19 protein-coding genes are annotated in these 24,940 nt (G+C 69.2%); 7 read left to right on the plus strand and 12 right to left on the minus strand.

The features are described 5' to 3' along the window. Positions 1-50: 50 nt before the first annotated feature. On the minus strand, positions 51-1,241 hold the full coding sequence (locus tag ACIBEF_RS06515; protein WP_396791742.1) for an MFS transporter: 1,191 nt from the start codon (positions 1,239-1,241) through the stop codon (positions 51-53). Positions 1,242-1,343: 102 nt separating this feature from the next. Further along, positions 1,344-1,823 (minus strand): MarR family winged helix-turn-helix transcriptional regulator, encoded by a 480-nt coding sequence (locus ACIBEF_RS06520; RefSeq protein WP_396791744.1) that lies wholly within the window; start codon positions 1,821-1,823, stop codon positions 1,344-1,346. 86 nt (positions 1,824-1,909) lie between these two features. Here ACIBEF_RS06520 and ACIBEF_RS06525 point away from each other — a divergent pair, with 86 nt between their 5' ends. Further along, complete coding sequence (locus ACIBEF_RS06525; RefSeq protein WP_396791745.1) at positions 1,910-2,755, plus strand: NAD(P)H-binding protein; 846 nt, start codon at positions 1,910-1,912, stop codon at positions 2,753-2,755. Positions 2,756-2,831: 76 nt separating this feature from the next. Here ACIBEF_RS06525 and ACIBEF_RS06530 read toward each other — a convergent pair whose 3' ends face one another. From ACIBEF_RS06530 to ACIBEF_RS06540, 3 genes are all read right to left on the minus strand, one after another. After that, positions 2,832-3,716 carry a pyridoxal-phosphate dependent enzyme gene (locus ACIBEF_RS06530; RefSeq protein WP_396791747.1) on the minus strand — a complete coding sequence of 295 codons (885 nt, stop codon included), beginning with the start codon at positions 3,714-3,716 and terminating at the stop codon, positions 2,832-2,834. 8 nt (positions 3,717-3,724) lie between these two features. After that, a complete protein-coding gene (locus ACIBEF_RS06535; protein WP_396791748.1) occupies positions 3,725-4,261 on the minus strand; it encodes a hypothetical protein in 537 nt (178 codons plus the stop codon). 80 nt (positions 4,262-4,341) lie between these two features. Further along, on the minus strand, positions 4,342-5,469 hold the full coding sequence (locus ACIBEF_RS06540; RefSeq protein ID WP_396791749.1) for a DUF4185 domain-containing protein: 1,128 nt from the start codon (positions 5,467-5,469) through the stop codon (positions 4,342-4,344). Between the two features lie 240 nt (positions 5,470-5,709). Between ACIBEF_RS06540 and ACIBEF_RS06545 the strand changes: the two genes are divergently transcribed. Genes ACIBEF_RS06545 through ACIBEF_RS06560 form a run of 4 tightly spaced genes read left to right on the plus strand, consistent with a single transcriptional unit; the run spans position 5,710 to position 10,967 of the window. After that, positions 5,710-7,152 carry an FG-GAP repeat domain-containing protein gene (locus ACIBEF_RS06545; protein ID WP_396791750.1) on the plus strand — a complete coding sequence of 481 codons (1,443 nt, stop codon included), beginning with the start codon at positions 5,710-5,712 and terminating at the stop codon, positions 7,150-7,152. A gap of 19 nt (positions 7,153-7,171) precedes the next feature. Further along, positions 7,172-9,226, plus strand: a complete 2,055-nt coding sequence (locus ACIBEF_RS06550) for an N-acetylmuramoyl-L-alanine amidase (protein WP_396791752.1) — start codon at positions 7,172-7,174, stop codon at positions 9,224-9,226. 16 nt (positions 9,227-9,242) lie between these two features. Next, positions 9,243-10,235, plus strand: coding sequence for an alpha/beta hydrolase (locus ACIBEF_RS06555; protein ID WP_396791754.1), 993 nt, complete (start codon positions 9,243-9,245; stop codon positions 10,233-10,235). A gap of 21 nt (positions 10,236-10,256) precedes the next feature. Next, positions 10,257-10,967: a DNA alkylation repair protein gene (locus tag ACIBEF_RS06560; protein ID WP_396791756.1), complete on the plus strand. Its 711-nt coding sequence runs from the start codon at positions 10,257-10,259 to the stop codon at positions 10,965-10,967. On the opposite strand, the gene ACIBEF_RS06565 is transcribed toward ACIBEF_RS06560, so the two are convergent. After that, a complete protein-coding gene (locus ACIBEF_RS06565) occupies positions 10,964-13,243 on the minus strand; it encodes an LLM class flavin-dependent oxidoreductase (RefSeq protein ID WP_396791758.1) in 2,280 nt (759 codons plus the stop codon). The two genes, ACIBEF_RS06560 and ACIBEF_RS06565, sit on opposite strands and share 4 nt — an antisense overlap. Positions 13,244-13,520: 277 nt before the next feature. Between ACIBEF_RS06565 and ACIBEF_RS06570 the strand changes: the two genes are divergently transcribed. Together ACIBEF_RS06570 and ACIBEF_RS06575 are read left to right on the plus strand one after the other, a co-directional pair. Next, positions 13,521-14,456: a hypothetical protein gene (locus ACIBEF_RS06570; protein ID WP_396791759.1), complete on the plus strand. Its 936-nt coding sequence runs from the start codon at positions 13,521-13,523 to the stop codon at positions 14,454-14,456. A gap of 174 nt (positions 14,457-14,630) precedes the next feature. Beyond that, the gene (locus ACIBEF_RS06575; protein WP_396791761.1) at positions 14,631-16,340 is read left to right on the plus strand and encodes a cellulose binding domain-containing protein; all 1,710 of its coding nucleotides are present in this window, start codon (positions 14,631-14,633) and stop codon (positions 16,338-16,340) included. An 85-nt stretch (positions 16,341-16,425) separates the two neighbouring features. On the opposite strand, the gene ACIBEF_RS06580 is transcribed toward ACIBEF_RS06575, so the two are convergent. The 6 genes from ACIBEF_RS06580 to ACIBEF_RS06605 form a co-directional block, all read right to left on the minus strand. Further along, positions 16,426-17,412, minus strand: a complete 987-nt coding sequence (locus ACIBEF_RS06580; RefSeq protein WP_396791763.1) for a LacI family DNA-binding transcriptional regulator — start codon at positions 17,410-17,412, stop codon at positions 16,426-16,428. 112 nt (positions 17,413-17,524) lie between these two features. Next, on the minus strand, positions 17,525-19,252 hold the full coding sequence (locus ACIBEF_RS06585; protein ID WP_396791765.1) for an IlvD/Edd family dehydratase: 1,728 nt from the start codon (positions 19,250-19,252) through the stop codon (positions 17,525-17,527). Between the two features lie 86 nt (positions 19,253-19,338). Then, the gene (locus ACIBEF_RS06590) at positions 19,339-20,223 is read right to left on the minus strand and encodes a carbohydrate ABC transporter permease (RefSeq protein WP_396791766.1); all 885 of its coding nucleotides are present in this window, start codon (positions 20,221-20,223) and stop codon (positions 19,339-19,341) included. Further along, complete coding sequence (locus ACIBEF_RS06595) at positions 20,224-21,165, minus strand: carbohydrate ABC transporter permease (protein ID WP_396791768.1); 942 nt, start codon at positions 21,163-21,165, stop codon at positions 20,224-20,226. Between the two features lie 75 nt (positions 21,166-21,240). Continuing rightward, positions 21,241-22,581 carry an ABC transporter substrate-binding protein gene (locus ACIBEF_RS06600; protein WP_396791770.1) on the minus strand — a complete coding sequence of 447 codons (1,341 nt, stop codon included), beginning with the start codon at positions 22,579-22,581 and terminating at the stop codon, positions 21,241-21,243. 103 nt (positions 22,582-22,684) lie between these two features. Continuing rightward, a complete protein-coding gene (locus ACIBEF_RS06605; RefSeq protein WP_396791772.1) occupies positions 22,685-24,868 on the minus strand; it encodes an alpha/beta hydrolase in 2,184 nt (727 codons plus the stop codon). Positions 24,869-24,940: the final 72 nt, after the last annotated feature.

Here is a 24,940-nt window from a genome sequence, read left to right on the forward strand (position 1 = left end):
TGATCATCACGCTGCTGTCTGCGTTACCGCTCGACCCCGGCTCTCCGGCATCAGCCCGGCGTCGTCCTGGTGGCCCTGCGCACCCCCAACAGGGCGACCACGGCGAGAAGGATGACGGCGACCGAGTACTCGTCGGCGGTCCTCGGCAGGCCGCCGGCGTAGACCACGAGGAAGCCGGCGATCACCGTGGGGAGACCGAAGCCGACGTAGCAGACGACGTAGAGCACCGACAGCACGCTGGCGCGTTGGTGAGCCTCGACCAGCGGCATGACCGTCTTGAGACTGCCCTGGAAGCCGCTGCCGAAGCCGACGCCCCCGAGCGCGAGGCCGACGAAGAAGCCCGGGACGGACTTCGCCATGACCGACACCAACGTGACGACCATGCCCAGGATGAGCGCGGTGATCCCGGTCAGGATCACGGTCCGCGCGGCGGTGTTGCGCTGTATCAGAACGGCTGCCGACCCGAAGACGGCGAAGACGAAGAGGACGAGGCCACCGATCACGATGGACGTGCTCATGAGACTGCGGACGAGCGCTGGGCCGAGCGCGCCGAAGAACCCGGCCAAGGCCCAGACCGCGAAGAGCACCGGCACCACGACCAGGACCGGCCTGCGCACCGGACGGGGCAGAGCGATGTCCGGCCGGAGGCTGCGGCGGGCCCCGCCCATCGGGCTCACCGTCTCCGGCATCAGCGCGACTCCGACGGCCTGGATCAGCAGGACGACGAGCAGCACGACGTACACCAGTCGCGTCGGCGCGGGCAGGAACTGGATGAGCAACGCCGAGAGCAGGGCGCCGCTTCCGGTTCCGATACCGGGGGCGAGAGAGTTCGCCAGCGTGCCACGTCCACGGTCGATGTCGAGCATGGCGGCGCCCACGGCACCGGTGGCGGCCCCGGCCGCCAGCCCCTGCACGAGGCGGGCGACCAGCAGGGACGCAACGCCGTTGGCGAAGATGAAGACGACAAGCGCGAGCATCTGCACCGCGATCGCGACGCCCAGCACCGGCCGCCGACCGACGTGGTCGGACAACTTGCCGAAGGTGAGCAGCGACGCGAGCACCGCGAGGGCGTAGACGGCAAACACAATCGTGGTGGTGACAGGCGAGAAGTGCCAGCGTTCCTGGTACGTACCGTAGAGCGGGGTCGGAGCCGCCGACGCGGCCAGGAACGACACGAGGATGGACGCCAGCAGCACCAGGGAGACCGTCGGCGTGAGTCGGGCCCGCCCCGCGATTGGCATGTCGGTGCTCCTCGGCTGCGTGGAGAGCGGTCAGCCTGGGCGTTCCGCCGGCCCCCGGGGCCACGTCGGCGTACCCGTTGCGCGCCGACACATGCCCACGGCTCAGCCCTCGGTGTCCTGGCCGACCCCGGGAAGGCTGGCCACGCCACGCGCCAGCGCGTCCCTGAAGTCGCGGTACCGGTCGGGGCCGAGCGTGTCGGCGAGGTTCTGCTCGATCTGGTGCACGAAGCCGTCGGACGCCGCCATCAAGCTGAGGCCCCGATCCGTCGGCACTATCAACTTCGCCCGTCGGTCGGCCGGGTCGGGCGTACGCCGCACGTAACCCAACCGTTCCAACTCGTCGAGGATCGCGCCCATCGTCTGCTTGTTGCGGCCGGCCAGCCGGGCCAGCTCACCGGGGCGGGTGCCCTCGGCGTCCAGGTACGCGAGGACCGCGCCGTGGCGGGGCCGCACATCGTCGAATCCCTGCTCCGCCGAGCGGCGGAAGATCTCCCGCTGAACGCGCGCGGAGAGCTGCACGACAAGGATCCCGAGGTCGGGGTCCTGCTCTTTCAGTGTGCTGCGCTTCATAATTTGGTCCAATCATTGGACGGTACAACTTATGGACTATATCGTCGCTGGCGGCGACCGGCGGTCCGACCTCGGTCCGCCTGACCGAGAGGATGACCATGACCATTCTGATAACCGGGGCAAATGGCACCGTGTCGCGGGAGGTGCTGCGAGAGCTGGCCGGCAAGCAGCCGGTTCGCGCCCTCGTCCGGGACGCGTCGCGTACGCCAGGGCTCGACGGGGTCGAGTACGTCGTCGGCGACCTGGACAGCCCCACCACACTGGCCCCGGCGTTCGAGGGTGTGACGACGCTCTGGCTGCTGATGCCGATGGGCCCGCTGGCACCGAGCCAGAGCATGAACGCCGTCTGGGCGGCCCGACAGGCCGGCGTGCGGCACATCGTCCGGCTCTCCGCGATCGGCGCCGCGCACGACGCGCCAACCCGCAACGGCCGCCTGCACGCGCTCTCCGACGCGGAGCTCCAGGAGTCGGGCATTGCCTGGACCATCCTGCGACCGAGTCACTTCATGCAGAACCTGCTCGCGGCCAAGGCCGGTGACCACCTCTACGGCCTCTTCGGTGACGCGCGGGTCGGCCTGATCGACGCACGGGACATCGCCGCCGCCGGGGCGGCGATCCTCGCCGCGCCACAGCAGCACGAGAGCAGGATCTACACGCCCACCGGCCCGGAGAGCATCACGCTCGGCCAAGCGGCCGACGAGATCACCCGCACCCTCGGCCAGCCGGTGCGCTACGTGCCGCAGAGCCCGCAGCAGGCACGCGACGGCCTGCTCCAGGCCGGCCTCGACCAATGGTCGGCCGAGGTCCTCGCCGAGTACCGGGTCGCCTACGGCTCCGGGTGGGGCGACTTCACCAACGACCATGTCGAGCGGATCGTCGGCCGGCAGCCGCGGACCTTCGCCGAGTTCGCCAGCGATCACCGCGAGCACTTCGCCAGCGTCTGACCCGTCGACAGCTCGACGCGGTGCCCTCCGGCGCGATCGGCCGGAGGGCACCGCCGTACGTGCCCGACCGGCGCCCCTACAGCTCGGGGTGACCGAAAAGCCCCGGCAGCCCGCCGCTGTGCAGGAAGACGACCCGGTCGCCGCGCGGGAAGCTGCCGGCCAGCAGCGCCGCCATCGCCCTACCGGTGTATGTCGGGTCCAGGAAGACCCCCTCCGTACGCGCGGTCACCTCCAGCGCGTCGCGAACGGCGTCGGTCAGCGTGCGGTAACCCGCACCCACCTGGGTGCCGTCGATCCGCAGCTCCCCGGGCTCGATCTCGCCGGCGAGCAGCCCGGCGACCGTCGCCCGTGGGTCCGGCACGGCGCCGACGTCCACGCCGACCACCCGCCGCGCGCCCAACTCCCGCACCAGGCCGGCCATCGTCCCGCCGGACCCGAGCGCCGTCACGACCTCGACGCCGTCGGCGTCCGGCAACTGGGCCCGCAGCTCCCGACCACAGTCCACGTAACCCTGTACCGACGCGGGTGAGGTGCCGCCGAACGGGATGACGTACGCCGATCGTCGCTCTCCCTCGGCCGCCGCCACCTCGGCGGGCGGACGGTCTCGGCTCCAGACGATCTCCGCGCCCGCGAACTCGTCGAGCAGCAGGTTTCCCCGCCTGGTCTCCGAAGGCGGGCCGGCGAGCACCAGCACGCAGGAGAGGCCGAGCCGCGCGGCGGCGGCCGCGGTGAGCCGGGCGTGGTTGCTCTGCGGCGCCCCTGAGGTGATGACAGTGGAGGCGCCGACGGCCATCGCCTGCGCGCAGGTGTACCGGAGTTTACGGATCTTGTTGCCACCCCCACCGAGGCCGCTGAGATCGTCACGCTTGAACCAGAGCTCGGCCAGCCCCAGCCGGGCGGCGAGCCGGGGGGCGGCCTCCAGCGGCGTCGGCCAGGTACCGAGGGGAACGGGTGTGATCATCCGTTCAGCTAAGCACCCCGCGCCCAGGCAGCCCGGGGCAGCGGTCCGACGTCCGAGTGACGACCGGGACGCAGCGCCGCGTGCCGCTGCCCGGGACCCGCCCCGTCGCGGGCGGCGAGCGCGTCGGCCACCGCTCCGGTGGCGAACGCGTAGATGGACTTGTGCAACACGTCGATGGCGAGCTCGGAGCGGGGCCAGGTGAACGGCGGCGCCCCCACACCGGTGGCGTTCTCCAGGATCTGATCGTTGCTCAGGCGCAGCGCGGTGAACATCGTCGACGCCCAGACGCCCCGCAACCCGGCCTGCGCCATGACGCTGCGCAGCACACCGACCAGCACGCCCTGGCCGTAGTGCATTGCCAGGTTCTGCCAACGGGACGGCTGCCCCGAGGATTCCGGCAGGCCGGTCAGCCGTGCCAGAACCCGGGCCGGAACGTAGGAGTCGGGTCGACCGGTCACCCGCTGTTCGATCTTCTCCGCCGCCGTCATCACCGCCGCCCCGGCCAGGCCCGCCACCAGCCCCTGCCACACCGCTCGCTTCAGCATGGTCCAGCCCTACCCACCGCCCAGGCACCCACACCCGCGCTGACCTCGAGAAGCCAGGACGAGGTCGGTCGGTGGCCCCGTCACACCGAGCCGGTGAACTGGCTGACGTGGTAGGCGGTGCTGCGGCCGTCCGGGGTGCGGGTCCACTTCGAGACCATCAGGTGCAGGTCGTCGGCGTTCCGGCTGGACCAGGGATGGATGAACCCGCCGTAGAGCGCGGGCTCCTGCCAACTGGTCACCTGCACCTTCTCCGCCGTCCAGGCCCGATCGGGTCCGGATGCGGTCCGGGTGACCAGGCACCCGTTCTGGCAGTTCAGGTAGGACATCACCCAGGTCCCGTCGGCCAGCCGGCGCACCGATGGTTCACCGAAGCGACCGGTGAGGATGGGTGTGCAGGGCCTCCCCCAACCCCAGTTGGCGCCGTTCCAGCCCCAGCCCTCGTACGACTCGGGGTAGAACAGCCGATCCCACCGGACGCGTCGCAGCATCATCGGACCGTCCTGCCGCCCCGACCGGACGGAGAAGACGTAGACGTACTCGCCGTCGCGTTGCATGGTCCACATCTGGAACGGGTCCTTGTTGTCCGGGCTGTTCCACCACTTCAACGGCGTACGGATGAAGTCGTTGCCGTTGTCGGAGAAGGCCAGCCCCGCGTAGCGGGACTTCCACTGCGGCCCGGCGGGGCCTGCGGAGTTCCAGTTCTCGATGCTCATGTAGGAGATGAGCTGCCGGCCGGTCTCCGGAAAGCTGACGCCGTCGTTGGGGATGACTGTCACCTCGGGAAGACCGTCGATGCCGATGCCGTGGTGGCCGTTGTGCATCAGCTCCGGGGCCCGTCCGTTGCCGGCGACGCGTGCGGCGCTGTCGAAGACGATTCCGCCCGGCGCGCCGGGGTGGACGGCGGAGCGCAACATGACCGGCGACCGCCAGTCGTTCGGCACTGGCGGGCCCTCGGGCCACGGCGTGTCGAAGGTGTCGCCGAAGAGGTAGCCGATGGATCCGTTCTCCAGCACGTAGGGGATGCCCAGATCGGTGCCGGCCACCCGCCATCGGCTGCTGGTGTCCAGGTCCGCGCCCGTCAACCGTTTCTTCCAGACCGCCGCCTGGGCCGGGGCGGCAGTTGCCAGGACCGTGCCGGCGGCACCGACCACGCCAGCCACGCCCAGTGCTGCGGCGTGACCGAGAAACGAGCGACGACGCATAGCCATGACAGTCCTTCTTCGTCGCATCCATCCAGGCCGCGAAGGCGGTTGGACAGCGGTCGTGGGCGAGTAAACCCGGGACGTGCACCGCTGTCAATGCCTGCCCGCCCGGACCGTCGCATTGAAGGAAATCTTCACAGAACATTGACAGCCATCACCGCTCTGAACAAACTTCCCAGAACCGGCTTGCGGTCCGAGACAGCCGTGCGACGCAACGGCTGACCACCCGACCTCGCGAGGAGCATCGTGCGACGTACCCTCCTGGCACTGCTGGTCGCGCTCGGTACCGCCACCGCGGCGGGCGCGGCGGCGCCAGCACACGCCGACCCGGTCGGCACCCTGGCCTGCCCCTCCATCCCCGCCAACCGCGACCCGGCCGTGACGCTGGTCGTCTACCGGGTCGCCCGGGCCCACAACGCCACCGACAAGGTGATGCTGTCCGCCTTCGAGGCGGGCTGGGTCGAGTCACACATGAACAACCTCCCGTGTGGCGACAAGTCGTCACTCGGGGTGTTCCAACAGCGCTGGGACTACGGGTGGGGCACTCCGGAGCAGATCATGGACCCGGTCTACGCCAGCGCCCAGTACGTCACCCGGGCCATCGTCTGCGACCGCGACAACCCCGGATACAGCGCGGGTCAGGTCGCGCAGTGCGTCCAACGGTCGGGCTTCCCCGACCGGTACGACCAGGCGGCCGCCACCGCACGGACCCAGCTCACCGAGGCGGCCCGAACCCACGCCATCGCCGGTGGCTCCCCCACCGACGTCAACGGCGACGGCCGGGACGACGTCGTCACCTTCACCCAGAACGCCCTCGCCGACGTCTACGTGGGCACGTCCACCGGCAGCTCCTACACCGGCACCTCGGCGAGGTGGAACGACTTCTTCTCCCTCGGCGGCGAGACCGCCTCCACCGGCGACGTCAACGGCGACGGCCGCGACGACGTCGTCACCTTCGCGCACAGCAACACCGGCGACGTCTACGTCGCGCTGTCCACGGGCACCTCGTTCGGTGCGGGCCTCAGGTGGCACGACTGGTTCGCCCCAGGTGCGGAGATCGGCGCGGTCGGCGACGTCAACGGCGACGGGCGCGACGACATCGTGGCATTCACCCACAACCCCGCCGGTGACGTGTACGTCGCGCTCTCCACCGGCACCGGCTTCGGTCCCGGCCTCAAGTGGCACGAGTTCTTCAGCCCGTTCGGCGAGTTCCCCGCGCTCGGTGACGTCAACGGTGACGGCACCGACGACCTCATCACCTTCACCCAGGGCCCGGCCAGCGCCAGCTACGTCATCGTCGCCCTGTCGAACGGCAGCTCCTTCGGCGCCGCGCAGAAGTGGCACGACCTGTTCGCCGTCGGCGCCGAACTACCCCGGGTCGGTGACGTCAACGGCGACGGCCGCGACGACATCGTCACCTTCACCTGCGATACCAACGCCGACGTGTACGTGGCCACCTCCACCGGCACCGGCTTCGCCGGGACCACAGTGAAATGGCACGACTTCTTCTGCCTGGCCGGCGAGTTCCCCTATCTCGGCGACGCCAACGGTGACGGCACCGACGACCTCATCGTCTTCACCAAGGGCGCCACCAACGATGTCCACGTCGCGCTGTCCACCGGCACCGGCTTCCTCGGTGCCACCAGATGGCACGACTTCTTCGGCCTCAACGGCGAGACGACGCTGTGATCAGCGGATTGGAGACCTCATGCGACTGACCAGGCGCGCGTGTGCCCTCTTCCTGGCGGCGGCGCTGGCCGGTCAGGTAGCTGTCGCGCCGGCCGACGCGGCCGGGCCCGCGGCGTCCGGCTCGCTCACCGCTGACTTCGCCCGGGCCGCCTCCGAGTTCGACGTGCCCCGGGACCTGCTGGTCGCCGTCGCCTACGGTGAGTCCCGGCTGGACGGGCACGGTGGCCTGCCCAGCCAGGCCAACGGGTACGGGGTGATGCACCTGGTCAGCAACCCCACCCAGCACAGCCTGGAGCGGGCGGCCACGCTCACCGGCGAACCGGTCGACCGCCTGCGCTCGGTCACCTCCGCCAACATCCGCGGCGGCGCGGCGGTGCTGCGCGACCTGGCCGACGACGAGGGGCTGACCGGCGGGGCCCGCGACCGGCTCCCCGCCTGGTATCCGGTGGTGGCGCGCTACAGCGCCGCCGTCGACGCCTCGACCGCCCGGCTCTACGCCGACCACGTCTACGACCTGCTGCGTACCGGCATCGCCGCCGGACCGATACGGGTCGCGCCGCGACCGCTGCGACCCGAGCTCGGCCGCTACGCGGGGGTCGCCCCCGCGGGCGCCGCCGGTGCGAACGCCGCGGCCGCGGTGCCGGAGTACGCGCCGGCCCGGTGGGTGTCCGCCTACGGCGGTAACTACCAGGCCGGCCGATCGGCGCGGATCACCACTGTTGTAATCCACGTGACCCAGGGGTCCTACGCCGGCACGGTCAGCTGGTTCCAGAACCCGTCGGCGGGGGTGAGCGCGCACTACGTGGTGAGATCGAGCAACGGCGAGATCACCCAGATGGTGCGCGAGGGCGACACTGCCTACCACGCACGCTCGGCCAATCCGTACGCGGTGGGTATCGAGCACGAGGGGTTCGTGGACAACCCGGCCTGGTTCACCGACGCCATGTACCGGTCGTCCGCCGCACTGACCCGCTACCTCTGCGACAAGTACGGGCTGCCGAAAACCCGTGCGTCGATCAGGGGTCACAACGAGCTGCCCGGCAACGACCACACCGACCCTGGGCCGAACTGGAACTGGAACTACTACCTCTCCCTGGTCAACGCCGGCGGCTCGGGAGGCCGGTACCTGGCGGGTTCACCGACGGACTTCACCGGCGACGGGCGCGACGACATCGTCGCGTTCACCCGTGGCGCGCTCAACGACGTGTACGTCTCGGCGTCCACCGGCTCCTCGTTCGCCGGAACGTCGGTGAAGTGGAACGACTTCTTCGGCCTCAACGACGAGACGTTGCTGTCCGGGGACTTCAACGGCGACGGGCGCGACGACGTCGTGGCGTTCACCCACGGCTCGCTCGCCGACGTGTACGTGGCGCTGTCGACCGGGTCGTCGTTCGCCGGCGCCACCAAGTGGCACGACTGGTTCGCGCCGAACGCCGAGGTCGCGGCGGTGGGGGACGTCAACGGCGACGGCCGCGACGACATCATCGCCTTCACCCATGACGGTGCCGGGGACGTGTACGTCGCGTTGTCCGCCGGTTCGTCGTTCAGCGGGACGGCACTCAAGTGGCACGAGTACTTCTCGATCGCCGGTGAGTACCCGGCTCTCGGTGACGTCAACGGCGACGGCCGGGACGACATCATCACCTTCACCCAGGGGCCGGTCACGGCATCGGACGTCATCGTCGCCCTGTCCACCGGAACCGCGTTCGGGGCGGCGCAGACCTGGCACGACGTGTTCGCGGTCGGCACGGAGCTGCCGCGCGTCGGGGACATCAACGGCGACGGCCGCGACGACATCGTCACGTTCACCTGCAACGCCGACGCCGACGTCTACGCGGCCGTCTCCACCGGCACCTCGTTCGTCGGCACCACGGTCAAGTGGAACGACTTCTTCTGCCTGGCCGGCGAGTTCCCCTACCTGGGCGACTTCAACGGCGACGGCCGGGACGACGTCATCGCCTTCACCAGGGGCACCCTCAACGACGTCTACGTCGGCCTCTCCACAGGCACCAGCTTCCTCGGCGGCGCGAAGTGGCACGACTTCTTCGGGCTGCCCAACGAAACCACCCTCTGACCCCAGGGAGACCGCGATGTTCGACGTACCCCCGTCCGCGTCGATCAGCCGGCGTCGGCTGATCGGCGGTTCCGCGGCGGCGGCGGCCACCGGAATGTTCGGCGGCGCCCTGGCCGGGTCGTCCGCCGCCCAGGCCGCCGGTGACGGGTACGGCCTGCGCATCGTCGACCGCAACGAGAACGGCGGCCGGCTCCAGTACTACCGCTTCGCCACCTACGCCATCGAGTGGGACCCGGGCGTGAACGTGCTGCTACCCGACGGCTACCACACCAGCGGCAAGCGGTATCCGGTGTTGTACCTGCTGCACGGCGGCAACGCCGACTTCCGCACCTTCCACCTCCAGGACAACGTCGTCGGTCTGACCGCCGGCCGGGAGGTCATAGTCGTCATGCCGGACGCGTCGACCGGCTGGTACTGCAATCCGGTGACCAGCTTCGTCGGGCCCCGCAACTGGGAGACGTTCCACATCGCCCAACTGCTGCCGTGGGTCGACGCGAACTTCCGTACGTTCGCCGAGTACAACGGGCGCGCGGTGGCCGGCTTCTCGATGGGCGGCTTCGGTGCGCTGAAGTACGCGGCCAAGTACTACGGCCACTTCTGCTCGGTCAGCTCGCACTCCGGGCCGGCCAGTCTCCGCCGAGACTTCGGACTGGTAGTGCACTGGGCGAATGCCACCTCCGCCGCGCTGGACCTCGGTGGAGGCACCGTCTACGGGGTCCCGTTCTGGGACGAGGCACGGGTCAACGCCGACAACCCGGTCCAGCGCATCCCAAGTTTCCAGAACAAGCGGATCTTCCTGGCGGCCGGGACCTCCCCCGACCCGATCAACTGGTTCGACACGGCCAACGAGACCCAGGTGCTCGCCGGTCAGCGCGAGTTCCGCGGGGCACTCGCCCGAGCCGGCATTCCGCACGAGTGGCGCGAGGTGCCGGGCGGCCACTTCTTCCGCCACGACCTGTTCGTCCAGGACCTCGACGGAATGCTCGGACGCCTACGCCGCGCCGGCTGAGCCCCGGTAGCGTCGACGGTCATGGCCACCAGCGTCGACGTGTCTCGGGCACTCGCCGTCCTCGCCGACCCACGTCGAGCCGAGGCGTCGAGCCGGTTCCTCCAGATGGTCCCCGGTGGGTACGGCGAGGGCGACCGTGCCCTCGGTGTCTCCGTGCCCGACCAGCGCACTGTGGCCGCACGGTTCTGGCGCGACCTCTCGCTGGCCGAGACGACGACGTTGCTCACCGGCGGCGCGCACGAGGAACGGTTGACCGCGCTGCTCATCCTGGTGCGGAAGTTCGCCAAGGGTGACGAGCCGGAACGGGCTCAGATCTTCGACATCGTCCTGGCCAACACCGGCCGGATCAACAACTGGGACCTGGTGGACTCGTCCGCGCCGTACATCGTCGGCCCCTGGCTGCTCGACAGGGACCGGGGCGTCCTGGATCGGTTGGCCGAGTCGAGCCTCGTGTGGGAGCGACGCGCCGCCATCATGGCGACCTTCGCCTTCATCAAGGCCGGTGACTTCGAGTGGACCTTCCGCCTCGGCGACCGGCTCCTGCACGACCCGCACGACCTCGTTCGGAAGGCGGTGGGCTGGATGCTGCGCGAGGTGGGCAACCGGGACAGAGCGGCGGAGGAGGAGTTCCTCGCCCGCCGCTACCGAGTGATGCCACGGGTGATGCTGCGGTACGCGATCGAGAAGTTCGAACCACAGCGTCGCCGCGAGTACCTGTCCGGCGTGCTCTAGTCGACCGCCCCGGCCGGTGGGATGGGGAAGTTCCGGTTGAAGACGTTGTCCGGGTCGTAGCTGGCCTTGATGGCACGCAGGCGGCCGAGGGTGGGCTCGGGCCAGGCATCCAGCAGTCGAGCCGGATCGGTGTCGCTCTCGAAGCTGAGGTACAGGCCGTCGAGGTGCGGGTACAGCTCGGCCCACAGCTTGTCGAGCTGGGGTCGGCGCTCCGGGACGGTGGCGGCGAGCATCGAGAAGTTCTGCTGACGGTGCGGGTAGGCGGTCGCGTCCCGGGCGACGTCGTTGACCGCACCACCGACGGATCGCACCTGCATGATCATCACATCACCGGAATGGATCATGTGCTCCATGAGGTCGGCGACCTGCGGTGTGACGTGGTGCAACAGACCGCTGCGGGTGTCCTCCAGCCCCTGCCCCCGATGCTGGTTGCCCGGCGGCACGACGATCGCCGGGTACGGCACGAGCTGCGCCTGCTGGTCGAGGATCGGCCCGATCTCCAGGAACGGGCTCAGGGCGGACTGCGCCGCCTCGACGTCGTCACCGGCGTAGACGAGGGTGACCTGAGCAGCCGGAGGGTTGCCACGGCGGCCGGGAAAGAGGGAGAGGAAGCTCGTCAACTCCCGTGGCGCGTCCTCGACCAACTGGCCCCACCGGAGCAGCAGCCGGGCGGTGTCGGTCGCGTCCGCCACAAGCTGCGCGTAGACGACGTTGCCGACCTCGTACGCCTCCAGCTCGAGCGCGGTGACCACACCGAAGTTCCCGCCGGCCCCCCGGACGGCCCAGAACAGGTCGGGTTGATGCTCGTCGTCGACGCGGAGCAGGCGGCCGTCCGCCGTGACGATCTCGGCGGCCACGACGTGGTCGATGGTCAGGCCGTACCTGCGCGCCAGGTATCCGACGCCACCGGTGGTGGCGAGACCACCGACGCCCACGTCTCCGTAGTCGCCTGAGCTCATCGCCAGGCCGTGCGGGGCGAGTGCCTGGGCCACGTCGCCCCACCGGGCGCCCGGTTCCAGCCGCACCCGACGGGTCGCCCGGTCGAGCACCTGGACCTTGTTCATCCTCGACAGGTCGATGACGACTCCCCCGTCGTTCGTGGACCGGCCGCTGATGCCGTGCCCGCCGCTGCGCACCGACAGGGGGACGTCCTGAGTCCGGGCGTACGACACGGCGTCGACCACCTCGGCGGCGTTCCGCGGACGGATCACCAGGGCCGGCGACCCGTGCCGGCTGTACGTGTGGCGCACCCGCTCGTACTCCGGGTCACCGGGCTCGACGGAGCTGGTCGCCAGCGACGGGGGCAGCGCGTCGTAGTCGAGGCCGGCGTGCCGCTCGGCCAACGTGACGGTGGTGCGGGTCGGCCCGCCGCCGACCGCACCGCCGGCGCGCTCCCTGGCTACCGCCTCCCGCAGCGCGGGGGCGATCTCCTGCCCGAGGGTCTGGATGAGGCGTGGATCGTCACGGCCGATCAGGAAGGTGCTGAACCCCTCCTCAACGACCAGTGGGAGGAGCTGGTCGACCCACTGCGCGACAGGACCCTGGAGGAAGCCGCGGCTGCGCGACGAGACGCCGACAGTGAACAGGTTGAGCAGCCGTCGGATCTCCCGGGGCTCGCGCCCCGCGGCGATGGCCGCCTCGTCGATGAGCCGGTTGGCGGTCACCCGGTCCGGGGACCGCAGGTATTCCAGCGTCGGCAGCCAGCCGTTGGCCTTCTGGCCGGTCAGGGCCAGCATCTTCGGCTGGTACGCGCCGAGCCAGATGTCGATGTCATGTGCCGGCTTCGGGCCGCGCCGCATGCCGGGTACGGGGTAGTACTCCCCGGTCAGCCGCAGCGGTCCGGTGGCGGTTTCGTCCCAGACGCCGCGCAGGACGTCGATCGCCTCCCGCAGCGCCGTGACGCCCTGCCCTGCGGTCAGCCGACGAGCTCCCATGCCCTCGATCCCGTCCCAGAACGCTCCGGCGCCGAGGCCCAGCTCGAATCGGCCGTGCGACAGCCGGTCCAGGCTCGCCGCGGCCCGGGCCAGCACGGCCGGCGGGCGCAGCGGCAGGCTGAGGACGTTCCCCGAGATCCGGAGTCGCTGCGTGCGGGCGGCGACCCAACTGAGCAGTGTCCAGGTGTCGAGGAACTCCGCGTTGTACGGGTGGTCCTGGAAGGTGACCAGGTCCAGCCCCGCAGCCTCGGTCTGCTCGGCCAGCGCCACCACCTGGTCCGGGTTGTGCACGCTGGGTGTCAGGAACGACCCAAACCGGAGTTCGTGCCCATAGTCCGACATTGCTTCACCATCCGCGCGATCGTTTGGTCAACCTATCATGTTTTGCGCCTATCGTTTGTCAAACAACCTATCTTCGCCGCCAATCATTCCTGGAGTGGGGCGATGTCAGACGAGAATCAGCGCGGACTCAACGCCGCGAAGCTCGACGCCGAGACGACGGTGAGCACCGCCCCCGAGTCCGCCCGCCGCCCGCCCCGTCGGCACTTCCCTCCTGGGAGGGAGTGCCTTCCCCTGTCAGCGGGGCCCGCCCACCCTGGGACGCCGGCAGGATCGGTCCATGACGACATCGACACGGATCGTCGGGCGGAGCGTCCATGGTCTGACGTACGCGGTGCTCGGCTGGGCCGTGGCATACGGGGGCGTGCGTCTGGCCTGGACGGTCGGCGAGGCTCCGAAGTTCGGGCGGCTCGGGCTCGACCTGCTCGGCTTCACCGGTTGGTGGTCGGTGGCGTTGTGCGCGGCCGCGGGCGGCCTGGCGGTTGCCCTGGACCGGGTGGCGACCTGGCGGCCAGCGCTTGCGGGGCTCGCCTGGGCTGTCGCTGGAGCGCTGGTCGCGGCAGCCGCGATCCTGCTGCCGGAGCTGGTGGGCTTCCTCCTGTTCACCGTCGGCCCGTTCTTCGACCCGTTGGCGTTCGTCAGCCGGCTCGGTTGTGTCACCGGAGCGGTACTGCTCGCTCTGGCCACCGGGCGCTATCAGCGGCGCACCCGGGGCGACTGCCCGGCCTGTTGCCGGACGGTCCGACCAGGTACGCGGCGCTCGGCACCCGCGCGGTGGGCGCGCTGGGCCGCGTGGGTCGCCGTGGGCGGTCTCGTGACCCGCTTCGCGGCCCAGTTCGTGGTGGGGTTCGACAGCGTCGAGCAGAGCGCCTCCCTGCTCGGGTTGGAGATCGGTTTGGTGCTGGCCGGAGTGCTGTTGCCACTGGCGCTGGTGCATCACTGGGGTGAGGTCTGGCCGTGGTGGGTTCCGCTGCTCGCCGGCCGGACGATTCCTCGCCTTGTGCTTCTGGTACCCGGCTTCGGGCTCGGCGCGGGCATCGTGGCCTACTTCGGCATGGGCATGGTGCAGGTGACGACGGGCTCGCACAGCGAGTTCTCGGACGCGTTTCTGTGGGTGGCGATGTCGGCGTACCTCGCCATCGGGCTGGGCCTGCTCGTCGCGTCCACCGACTACCACCTGCGCACTCGCAGCCCGTGCGGTGCCTGCGGCCGCTGACGGGGCCGCTGGCCGAGCGCCGATTGCATTGACAGGAATCGTTTGACGAATTAACTTTCTGAATCAAGCACCTGGGAGCGCTCCCAAACATTCACCGTCCGACCATCGCTGACATTCGCCACAGCTGAGCCCTCCCGAGGCGTGGATACCACCACCAGTTCAGGAGGAGTTTCAATGAGAAGAAGCAGAAGAGCGACGAACGTCGCCCTGCTGTCGGCCGGCGCCGTCCTGGTGGCGTCCGCAGGCGTCGCGACGGCGGTGCCGGCGGGAGCCGCAGCCGCCGGCTGCAGGGTGAACTACAGCGTGTCGTCGCAGTGGCAGGGCGGGTTCGGCGCGAACGTCACCATCACCAACCTCGGTGACACGGTGACGAGTTGGACGCTGACCTGGAACTACAACGCCGGCCAGACCATCACCCAGGCCTGGAACACGACACTGACGCAGAGCGGCACCGCGGTCACCGCCAGGAACGTCAGCTACAACGGGGCCATACCGACCAACGGGACGGTGTCCTTCGGCTTCAACGGATCCTGGACCGGCAGCAACCCCGATCCCACCACCTTCGCGTTGAACGGGGTGGGCTGCACCGGTGGCACAGAGCCGACCTCGCCGCCGACGACGACTCCGCCGCCGACCGACCCACCGCCGCCCACCGGGCCGGCGGACATCACTGTGAACAACGCGACCAGGTACCAGACCGTCGACGGGTTCGGGGCCGCGCAGTCGATCTGGGGTAGCGCCTGGTCGACGACGGACACTCAGACGTTGGTCGGGATGGGCGCCAACCAGCTGGGGCTGTCGATCGTGCGGACCGGGTTGTCGCCAGTGTCCAGCGAGTGGGCGACGCACGTGAACTCGTTGAAGACGGCGAAGTCGTACGGGTCGAACGTGAAGATCCTCGCCTCGCCGTGGACCGCGCCGGCGGCGTGGAAGACCAACAACAGCCGGGTCAACGGCGGCAAGCTGAAGACCGACTACTACGACGACTACGCCAACCACCTCAACAGCTACGTGCAGTACATGCGGGGCCAGGGCGTACCCATCGACGTCACCTCGGTGCAGAACGAGCCGGACTGGCACCCGGACTACGACTCGATGGACTGGAGCGGCACCGAGCTGCGCACCTTCGTCCGCGACCAGGGCACCAGGGTGCAGAACACCAAGCTGATGGTGGCCGAGGCGGTGAACATGAACTACAACTTCACCGACCCGACCCTCAACGACGCGACCGCCCGCAACAACATCGGCTACGTCGGCGGGCACCTCTACGGCACCGAGGAGTCCGGCCGGCTGCGGCCGTACTCGCTGGCCGAGCAGCACAACAAGCCGGTGTGGATGACCGAGTGGAACCTGCACGCCGCCGACGGTGGCGGCTCCAACATCTGGGGCAACCCCGCCAACGCGGCGGTCTGGAACGAGACCCTCGACGACATCATGCGCACCGTGCACAAGTCGATGGAGGCCAACTGGAACGCCTACATCTGGTGGTACGGCAAGCGCTACTACTCCTTCATTGGTGACGGCGAATCGGCGTTCGGCACCGTCGCGGGCGCACCCCTCAAGCGCGGGTACGCCTTCTCGCAGTACGCGAAGTACGTGCGCCCCGGCTACCAGCGGGTCGCCCTGACGAAGAGCTCGAAAGCGTCCCCGCTGGAGGTGACCGCCTACCAGGGCGACGGGAAGATCACCCTGGTGATCCTCAACCGCTCCAACAGCGCGGTCAACAACGCCGTGGTCCAGGCCCCGCAGAACGTCACCCGGGCCGAGCACTACCTCACCTCGCAGAACGCCAACGCGGCCAGCCAGCCCACCAGCGTCAACGGCGGTCAGGCCACCATCAACGTCGGCGCCCGCAGCATCTCCACCCTCGTCTTCACCCTCTGACCACCTCGATCACCACGTACGTCGCGGGAGCCCCGGCCACACGCCGGGGCTCCCGCCCGTCGACAGGGCTCGGGTCGTCGGCCGGTCAGGTGGCTGTCGGCGACGCCGTGCTCTGCCGCACCACGAGCTTGGGGACGACCAACGGCAGGCGGTGCGGCACCGTGTCGTCGATGGCCTGGGTGACGGCGGTGATGGCCCGCCGACCGACCGCGTCGAAGTCCTGCTGGATCGTGGTCAGGGGCGGGATGAGGTAGGGCGCCTCGGGGACGTCGTCGAATCCGACGACGGAGATCTCGTGCGGCACCCGCCGTCCCCGCTCGTGCAGCGCGCGCAGCACACCGATGGCCATCTGGTCGTTGGCGGCGAACACCGCCGTGGCCCCGGGCATCTCGTCGACCCGCAGCCCGGCGAGGTAGCCGCTGTGCGCTCTCCAGTCGCCCTCGACCGGCTCCGGCGGGCGTAGACCCGCCGCACTCATCGCCTGACGCCAGCCTTCGAGCCGGGCACGGGCCTCCGCCCAGTTGAGCGGGCCGCTCACGTGCACGATCTCCCGGTGCCCGAGGTCGAGAAGGTGGTCGGTGGCCATCCGGGCGCCGAGCACCTGGTCGACGCCGACGGTCACGCTGGCCCGGGACACGTCGCCCTCCACGACGACGAACGGGACGCCCGATCGCGTCATCCGCACCACCTCGAGGGCCTCGTCGTTGCCGGCGATCATCACGACGCCCTCCACGCCGACGCGCATGAGGTGTTCGGTGGCGTCGCTGAGCGCCCGTACCGTCACCTCGGACAGGCTCACCGAGGTGGCGAAGTAGCCGGCCGCCCGGGCCGCGTCCTCGACGCTGCGATGGATGCTGGTCGGACCGAACAGTGTCCTGGCCGTGCCGATGATGCCGATCATCCCGGACCGTCCGCGAACCAATGCGCGGGCCGCCGTGTTGGGGCGGTAGTCGAGCCGTCGGATCGCTTCGAGGACCCGTTCCCGGGTCTCGCGCCTGATGCTGGGCGCGCCGTTGATGACCCGGGACACCGTCTGGTGTGACACGCCCGCCAGGCGAGCGACGTCAGCCATGACCGGTGGCCGGTCGGCCGCCGTCACAGCGGCCTTTGTGTGAACTCGCACTGGCGGGCCATCCGTTCTTTCATGGAATCAGTTCCTCGTGGGCCTCGTCCGTTCGTTGCCGTCAGTGTGAGTGACGGGGCACCGCGCTGCCGCTGCCACCGACGAGGAAGTCGAGGTCCGCGCCGCTGTCTGCCTGCTGGACGTGTTCGCTGTAGAGCCGTACCCATCCCCGGTCGGCCACCGGCTTCGGAGGCTGCCAGGCGGCGCGGCGTACGGCGAGCTCCGCGTCGTCGACCAGAAGGTCGAGGCGGCGCGTCGCGACATCGACGGAGATCAGGTCGCCGCTGCGTACCAGCGCGAGCGGACCACCCACTGACGCCTCCGGTGCCACGTGCAGGACACAGGTGCCGTAGCCGGTGCCGCTCATTCGGGCGTCGGAGATCCGCACCATGTCCGTGATGCCGTCGGCGAGCAACCGTCGTGGCATGGGGACGTTGCCCACCTCCGGGAAGCCGGGGTAGCCCCGAGGGCCGGCGTTGCGGACGACGATCACCGTGTCCGGGGTGACGTCGAGGTCCGGATCGTCGGCGGCGACGACGTACTCCTCGATCCGGTCGAAGACGAGCGCCGGGCCGGTGTGCGTGAGGAGGTGGGCGGAGGCGGCGGAGACCTTCAACACCGCCCCGGACGGCGCGAGCGAGCCGCGCAGCACCACGGTGCCCGACCCGGCGGGCTGGAACGGCTCCTCCATCGTGGCGATGACGTCCCGGTTCCAGCACTGGGCGCCGTCGACGTTCTCCGCCACGCTCCTGCCGCTGACGGTGATGTGGTCCATGTGCAGCAGCGGGGCGAGTTCCTTCATCACCACCGGGAGGCCGCCCGCGTAGGCGAAGTCCTCCATCAGGTACGTCCCGGACGGCATGAGGTTGACGAGCATGGGCACGTCGGCGGTGAGGGTGTCGAAGTCCTCCAACGACAGGGGGACGCCGAGGCGTCCGGCGATCGCGAGCAGGTGGACGACCGCGTTGGTGGAGCCACCGATGGCGGCGTTGACCCGCACGGCGTTCTCGAACGCCTGCCTGGTGAGCACCGAGGACAACCGTTGGTCCTGTTCGACCATGTCGACGATCCGGCGTCCCGCGGCCTGCGCGAGCGCGTACCGCCGGGAGTCGACCGCCGGCACGGCGGCCGCCCCCGGTAGCTGCACACCCAGCGCCTCGGTCACACAGGCCATCGTGGAGGCGGTACCCATTGTCATGCAGTGGCCCCGGCTGCGGGACATGCCGACCTCCGCCTCGGAGCAGTCGGCCGCCGTCATCCGACCGGCCCGCATCTCCTCGGTGAAGCGCCAGACGACGGTGCCCGAGCCGATGTCCTGGCCGCGGAACTTGCCGTTGAGCATCGGGCCGCCGGTCAGCATCAGGGTCGGCAGGTCGACGCTCGCCGCTCCCATCAGCAGGCCGGGGGTGGTCTTGTCACAGCCGGAGAGCAGGACCACCCCGTCGAGCGGGTTGGCGCGGACCGACTCCTCCAGCTCCATCGCCAGCAGGTTGCGGTAGAGCATGGTCGTGGGTCGCATCAGCGGCTCGCCCAGGCTCATCGCCGGGAACTCCAGCGGCAGGCCCCCGCTCTCCCACACGCCCCGCTTCACCGACTCGGCCAGGTCGCGCAGGTGGGCGTTGCAGGGTGTCAACTCCGACCAAGTGGTGGCGATGCCGATCACCGGGCGACCGTCGAAGACGTCGTCCGCGAACCCCTGGTTGCGCATCCAGGACCGATGGATGAACCCGTTGCGGCCTTCCGCACCGAACCACTCCCCGCTGCGCAGCGGTCGATTCGTCGTCGACATCAGCACACCTCTCTGTCATCCGTCCGGCCGCGTCCTGCGCGGCGATCAATGCGCGTGTGGTGGATTGCTGGTGGCGTCGGCGCGGCCTACCGGAGACCTCCGACGGAGAGGCCGCCGCGCCAGTGTCGTTGCAGGCTGAAGAACGCGATGATCAGCGGAATCACGGACACCAGGGAACCCAGGATGATGAGGCTCCACAGCGAGGTGGTTCCCGCGTTGTTCGCGGACGCGATTCCCTGCCAGAGGCCAAGGCCGACGGTGACCGGGAAGAGCCGGTTGTCGGAGAGCATGGCCAGCGGCAGGAAGTAGTTGTTCCAGGACGCCACGGCCGACAGGAGCAGCACGGTGACCACCGCGGGACGCATCAAAGGAAGGGCGATCTGGATGAACGTCCGTATCTCTCCCGCGCCGTCGACCCGTGCCGCGTCCAGCAGCTCGTCGGGCACCGCGTCGCGCGCGTACACGTGCATCAGGTAGACGCCGAACGGGTTGAGCAGCGACGGGAGGATCACCGCCCAGACCGTGTTCGTCAGGCCGAGTCGGGAGAACATGATGAAGGTCGGGATGACCAGAGCGGTGGCGGGCACCATCAGCGCGCCGAGCACGATGGCGAAGCTGAAGCGTCGGGCGGCGAACCGGTACTTGGCGAACCCGTAACCGGCCATGACCGCCAGGACGGTGGCGCCGACGCCGCCGGCGATGGCGTAGAGCGTGGAGTTGAGCATCCACCGCAGGTAGATGCCACCGTCGTAGGTGAAGAGCTGCCGCAGGTTCCCGAGGTAGTCGACCTGGTCGGTGAACCAGAGGGTGTTGCCGCCGCCGAACAGCCCCGGTGCGTCCTTGGAGCTGTTGACGATGACCCACCAGAACGGTACGAGGAAGTAGATCACCAGGAAGCCGAGGAGGATCTGCAGGGGGAGATAGCGCTGCGGTCGGCGGGCGCCGGCGCGGACGCTGGTGTGGTCGGTCATCTACAGGAAGCTCCTCCGCTTGCGGGTGAAGAACAGGAAGGCGTACACGCAGATGAACACGAGCCCGCCGAGGGCGAAGGAGATCGCCGACCCGTAGTTGAAGTTGGCCAGCGAGAACGCCTGTTGGTACGCGTACATGTTCGGGGTGAAGTCCGCGCCGATGGTGCCCGCGGCGAGGTATCGCAGGATCTGCGGTTCGTTGAAGAACTGCAGGGTGCCGATGAGCGAGAAGACCAGGATGAGGATCAGGGCGGGCGCGATCAGCGGGATCTTGATCCGGGTCGCGATCTGCCATCGTCCGGCACCATCCATCCGGGCCGCCTCGTAGAGCGTCGGGTCGACGCCCTGCAACGCCGCGTACAGGATGATCATGTAATAGCCGGCCCACTGCCAGGTGACGACGTTGAGCAGCCCGTAGAAGATCAGGTCGCTGCTCAGGAAGTCGGGTGCGGTGGCGCCGAACAGCCCGAAGATGTCGGTGAGCGGACCGAAGCCCCTGCTGTAGAGGAACCCCCACATCGCCGCTCCGATGACTGTGGGGATCGCGTACGGCAGAAAGATCATGAGGCGGGAGAAACGGGCGAACAGGGTGGTCACCGAGTCCAGGATGAGGGCCAGCGCGAGCGCGATGACGATCTGCAGCGGGATCGAGACCAGTGAGAAGCGGATGACGAACCACGCCCCGGACAGGAAGCTCGGGTCGGTGAACGCCTTCACGTAGTTGTCGAAGAGAACGAAGCTGGTGCCGCCGATCAGCTTCTTCTGAAAGAGACTGAGGTACAGCGCGTACGCCAGCGGCGCGATGAGGAACGCCAGGAACACGATCCCGAACGGCCCGACGAAGAGCCACCCCATCAGGTGTTCGCGGAGGTGCACCTTGCCACGGATCTTGCGCGTCTCAGGCTGAGGACGCGGTGCGCGCTTCTCGGTCAGGAGTGTCATCTTGGTCTCCGGGACGTGGACGGTGAGGGTGGAGGGTGGGCCGGCCGCTCAGTGCGGCGCGGCCCACCCATCCGGTCACTGAACGGTGAAGCCTTGTTCCTTGGCGTACTTAGCCACGTCCTCCTGGAGCCGGTCGGCAGCCTGCGAACCGGTGACGGAGCCCTTGATGATCTCGCTGACCTGCTTCGTCATGGCGTCGAGGTAGTACTGACCGAACGGGGCGTACGCGACGCCCTTGTAGGCGTCGGCGGCGGGAAGGTAGACCTCCTTGTTCGCCTGCTGGCCGTCGAAGAACGCCACCTTCAGGTCGACGAACGCGGGGTCCTTGAGCGCCGTGAGGTTCAGCGGGAAGATGATCTGGTTGGTCCAGCCGTCGGTGAGTGACTCCTTGTCGGCGTAGAGCCCGTAGGCGACCTTCGCGGCCAGCTCCGGCTTCTTGGCCTGCTTGGTCACCGAGAAGGCCGAACCACCCCAGTTGACCTGCACCGGGTTGGCCGGGTCCCACTGCGGCAGCGGCGCCACCGCGAACTTGCCGGTGTCCTGCCCCTTACCGACACCCGCGCCGGTGAGGTAGCCGGGCGCCCAGGCCGCCGAGATGTACGTCGCGTAGTTGCCGTTGATGACGCCGGAGATGTATTCCGGGGTGAACTGGTCCTGCGTACCGACCAGGCCCTTCTTGGCGAGGCCTCCCCAGTAGTCCAGCACGTCCTTGGACGCCTGGTCGTTGAGCTTCACCCCGATCGCCTTCGGCTGCGCCGGATCGTAGGTGAAGGGAGCAGCGCCCTTCTGGATCTGCAGCGCCATGGTGAGCGCCGAGACGTTCGCGCCGAGGTCACCGAAGAGCGGGCCGCCGGCGTCCTTGACCTTCTGGGCGGCCTGCTCGTACTCGGCCCAGGTCTTCGGCGGCGTGATCTTGTACTTGTCGAAGATGTCCTTCCGGTAGATCATCGCCACCGGGCCACCGTCGACCGGGACGCCGTAGACCTTGTCGCCGACCGACACGTCCTTCCAGGCGCCCTCGCCGTAGTTGGCCTTGACCGCGTCGAAGCCGTACTGCTTGATGTCGACGAGCGCGCCCTGGATCTGGAACGTCGGGATCCGGTCCGCCTCGACCATGATCACGTCTGGTGCGCCGGTGCCCGCCGAGATGGCGGTCTGGAACTTGTCGTACTCGTCGCTGCCCTGGCCGACGTTGGTCCAGCAGACCTGCACGTCGTCGTGCTGCTTGTTGAAATTGTCGACGACGAGTTGGGTGTTGGGGTACCAGCCCCACATCGTCACGACCGGCACGTTCTGCTTGGTGATGGTGTTCGTGCAACTGCTCGCGTCGCTGCCGCCCTCGTCGGAGGAGCAGGCGACGAGGCCGGTCCCCGCCGCGAGCATGGCTACCGTGGCGAGTATTCGTCTTCTCTTCATTGAGATGGTTCCCTTCGGCGATGGCGGTGCACTGCATCCATGCGCTGGCCGGCGCCACCGGGGCAGGATGCCCTGCTCCCGGTGGCGTCGCCGGCGACGGCTCCTAGCGCTTGAACAGACGGGGCGCCAGGTCGATGAGGTTCTTCTGCCACACGTCCCAGCCGTGCGGCCCGGGGGTGACCCCGTCGAACTCGTAGCGGATACCGAGGTTGTCCAACGTGGTCAGCGACGCCATGAAGCTCGGGTACACGAAGTCGGTCTGGTCACCGACGTAGAGGCGCAGCATCCTGGTGCCGTTGTTGATCGCCGCCACGTCGACGCCGGTGCCGCTGCCGAAACCGGCCGAGAACGCGGCGACGTAGGCGAATTCACCCGGGTAGGCCCGCAGCACGCCGAACGCCTGCCCGCCGCCCATCGACAGACCGGCGAGGGCCTGCTGCGACGGATCGCTGGAGATGTTGTAGCGGTCGCGGGCGGTCGGAACGATGTTCTCCCGCAGCTCCCGGTTGAAGTTCGACGAGTTGCCGTTGCCCATCACGACCACCATCGGCGTCAGGTCGCCGTCGAGGAACTGATTGTCGAGGATCTGCTTGGCGCGGCCCATCTCCACCCAGTCCGTGTGGTTCTGGCCGCCGCCGTGCTGGAGGTAGAGGACCGGGTACGGCTGCGTACGGTTCGGGTCGTACCCGGGTGGGGTCCACACCAGCGCGGTGCGGTCCTGGCCGGCCACCGTGCTGGGGTAGGTCATGCTCTCGACCTTCCCGCCGCGACCGGCGGGTACGTCCGACAGCAGTCGGGCACCGGGCCCGGGGATGAAGAAGGTGCTCCACATCGGCTCGGTGGTGACCTTCGTCGGGTTGGAGGTGTCCTTGACCGCGACCCGGTCCACGATCAGTCGGTAGTAGTAGAACCAGGGCTTCAGCGGGCCCACAGTGGCCCGCCACCGGTCACCGTCGCGGGTCAGTGGCAGTCGCAGCCAACTGCCGCCCGGTGCGACGTTCGCCCAGACCGTGACGTGCCGAGCGTCAGCGAAGTCCGTGGTCGTCTCGAAGGTGACGAACCCGTCCTCGGTGACGAACGGCGTCGGGGTGGTGCCGGCCGGCGGCGGGGTGAACTCCCGCTTGAGCGGCTGGTGACCGGGGCTCGGCCCGTGGTCCCGCACGTGACCGAACAGTCGCGGCAGGAAGTCGACGAGGTTCTCCTGCCAGGTGGTCCAGGTCGCGCCGCCGTCCGGGTTGACCCCGTCGAACTCGAACCGGACGTCGGCCCGGTCCAACGCCTTCGTCAGCCGGTAGGTGGTGTTGTACGCCGGATCGGTGACGTTGCCCGTGTAGAGACGGAGCACCTTGACGCCGCGGTTGATCGCCTTGGCGTCCTTCCGGTCGATCTCCGGCGTAGACGTGCCCGAGAACCAACCCACGTGACCGAACTGCCCCGGCTTGGTGAGCGCGGCCCGCAGCGCGTCCGCCGCACCGTCGGACACGCCCGCGATGGCCTGGTGCGCCGGGTCGCGAAGGACCCGGTACCTGTCGGTGACCGCCTTCCGGAGGTCCTTCAACCCCTTGTCGTCGGAGCCGTCGACATCGTTGATCACCACCACCATCGGGCGGATGGCGCCCGCGGCCGAGAGGTTGTCGAGGATCTGCCTGGCCCGACCGAGGTCGAGCCAGTCGGTGGCGGCCACGCCGTCCCCCGACTGGAGGAAGAGCGCCGGGTAACCCTTCGGGCTCTTGGCCGCGTAACCCGGTGGCGTCCAGACCAGGGCGGAGCGCTGCGCGTTACCGGCCCGATAGGTCAGCGTCTCGATCTTTCCGCCGGTGCCGGCCGGCGCGTCGAGCAGCCATCGTGCCGAGTCACCCGCGACGAGGAAGGTGCTCAGGAGCGGGTTGGACGCGACACTGGTGCTGTTCGTCGGGTCCTTGATGGTCAGGGTGTCGTCGGCGGTGAGCTGGTAGTTGTAGAGCCCCGGCTCCAACGCGCCGAGAACACCCGACCACACGTCACCCCGACGGGTCAGACCGAACTCCGCCCAGCTGGCCGACGGGCCGAAGTTTCCCTCGACAACGACCTGCGAGACGGTGCCCAGGTTCTCCTGGACGTACGCCGCCGGGACGGCGAACGTGGCGTAGCGGTCCGCGGAGACGTCCAGCCACGGCGTGTCCGCCGCAGCTGGCTGCGGCGCGAGGAGCACCGCCGCGGCGGCGACGACCCCGGCGGTGAACGCCGCCGAGAGTCGCCGGCGTACGCCTAGCTGGCGTAAGCGCCCGTGATACTGTCCGGTAACCACACTCCACTCCCTTCATGCGCCGGCAGCGGATGCGACCCGTCTGACCGGCTCAACTCAACGGTGGATCTGGCC

It is taken from the genome of Micromonospora sp. NPDC050795 (genome assembly GCF_044456785.1).
Taxonomy (GTDB): Bacteria; Actinomycetota; Actinomycetes; order Mycobacteriales; family Micromonosporaceae; genus Micromonospora.

Bases quoted from the DNA above. Each gene is read 5' to 3' on its own strand.
- ACIBEF_RS06515 (WP_396791742.1), bottom strand. From the start codon at position 1,241: ATGCCAATCGCGGGGCGGGCCCGACTCACGCCGACGGTCTCCCTGGTG.
- ACIBEF_RS06525 (WP_396791745.1), top strand. From the start codon at position 1,910: ATGACCATTCTGATAACCGGGGCAAATGGCACCGTGTCGCGGGAGGTG.
- ACIBEF_RS06530 (WP_396791747.1), bottom strand. From the start codon at position 3,716: ATGATCACACCCGTTCCCCTCGGTACCTGGCCGACGCCGCTGGAGGCC.
- ACIBEF_RS06535 (WP_396791748.1), bottom strand. From the start codon at position 4,261: ATGCTGAAGCGAGCGGTGTGGCAGGGGCTGGTGGCGGGCCTGGCCGGG.
- ACIBEF_RS06540 (WP_396791749.1), bottom strand. From the start codon at position 5,469: ATGGCTATGCGTCGTCGCTCGTTTCTCGGTCACGCCGCAGCACTGGGC.
- ACIBEF_RS06550 (WP_396791752.1), top strand. From the start codon at position 7,172: ATGCGACTGACCAGGCGCGCGTGTGCCCTCTTCCTGGCGGCGGCGCTG.
- ACIBEF_RS06555 (WP_396791754.1), top strand. From the start codon at position 9,243: ATGTTCGACGTACCCCCGTCCGCGTCGATCAGCCGGCGTCGGCTGATC.
- ACIBEF_RS06560 (WP_396791756.1), top strand. From the start codon at position 10,257: ATGGCCACCAGCGTCGACGTGTCTCGGGCACTCGCCGTCCTCGCCGAC.
- ACIBEF_RS06565 (WP_396791758.1), bottom strand. From the start codon at position 13,243: ATGTCGGACTATGGGCACGAACTCCGGTTTGGGTCGTTCCTGACACCC.
- ACIBEF_RS06570 (WP_396791759.1), top strand. From the start codon at position 13,521: ATGACGACATCGACACGGATCGTCGGGCGGAGCGTCCATGGTCTGACG.
- ACIBEF_RS06575 (WP_396791761.1), top strand. From the start codon at position 14,631: ATGAGAAGAAGCAGAAGAGCGACGAACGTCGCCCTGCTGTCGGCCGGC.
- ACIBEF_RS06580 (WP_396791763.1), bottom strand. From the start codon at position 17,412: ATGGCTGACGTCGCTCGCCTGGCGGGCGTGTCACACCAGACGGTGTCC.
- ACIBEF_RS06585 (WP_396791765.1), bottom strand. From the start codon at position 19,252: ATGTCGACGACGAATCGACCGCTGCGCAGCGGGGAGTGGTTCGGTGCG.
- ACIBEF_RS06590 (WP_396791766.1), bottom strand. From the start codon at position 20,223: ATGACCGACCACACCAGCGTCCGCGCCGGCGCCCGCCGACCGCAGCGC.
- ACIBEF_RS06595 (WP_396791768.1), bottom strand. From the start codon at position 21,165: ATGACACTCCTGACCGAGAAGCGCGCACCGCGTCCTCAGCCTGAGACG.
- ACIBEF_RS06600 (WP_396791770.1), bottom strand. From the start codon at position 22,581: ATGAAGAGAAGACGAATACTCGCCACGGTAGCCATGCTCGCGGCGGGG.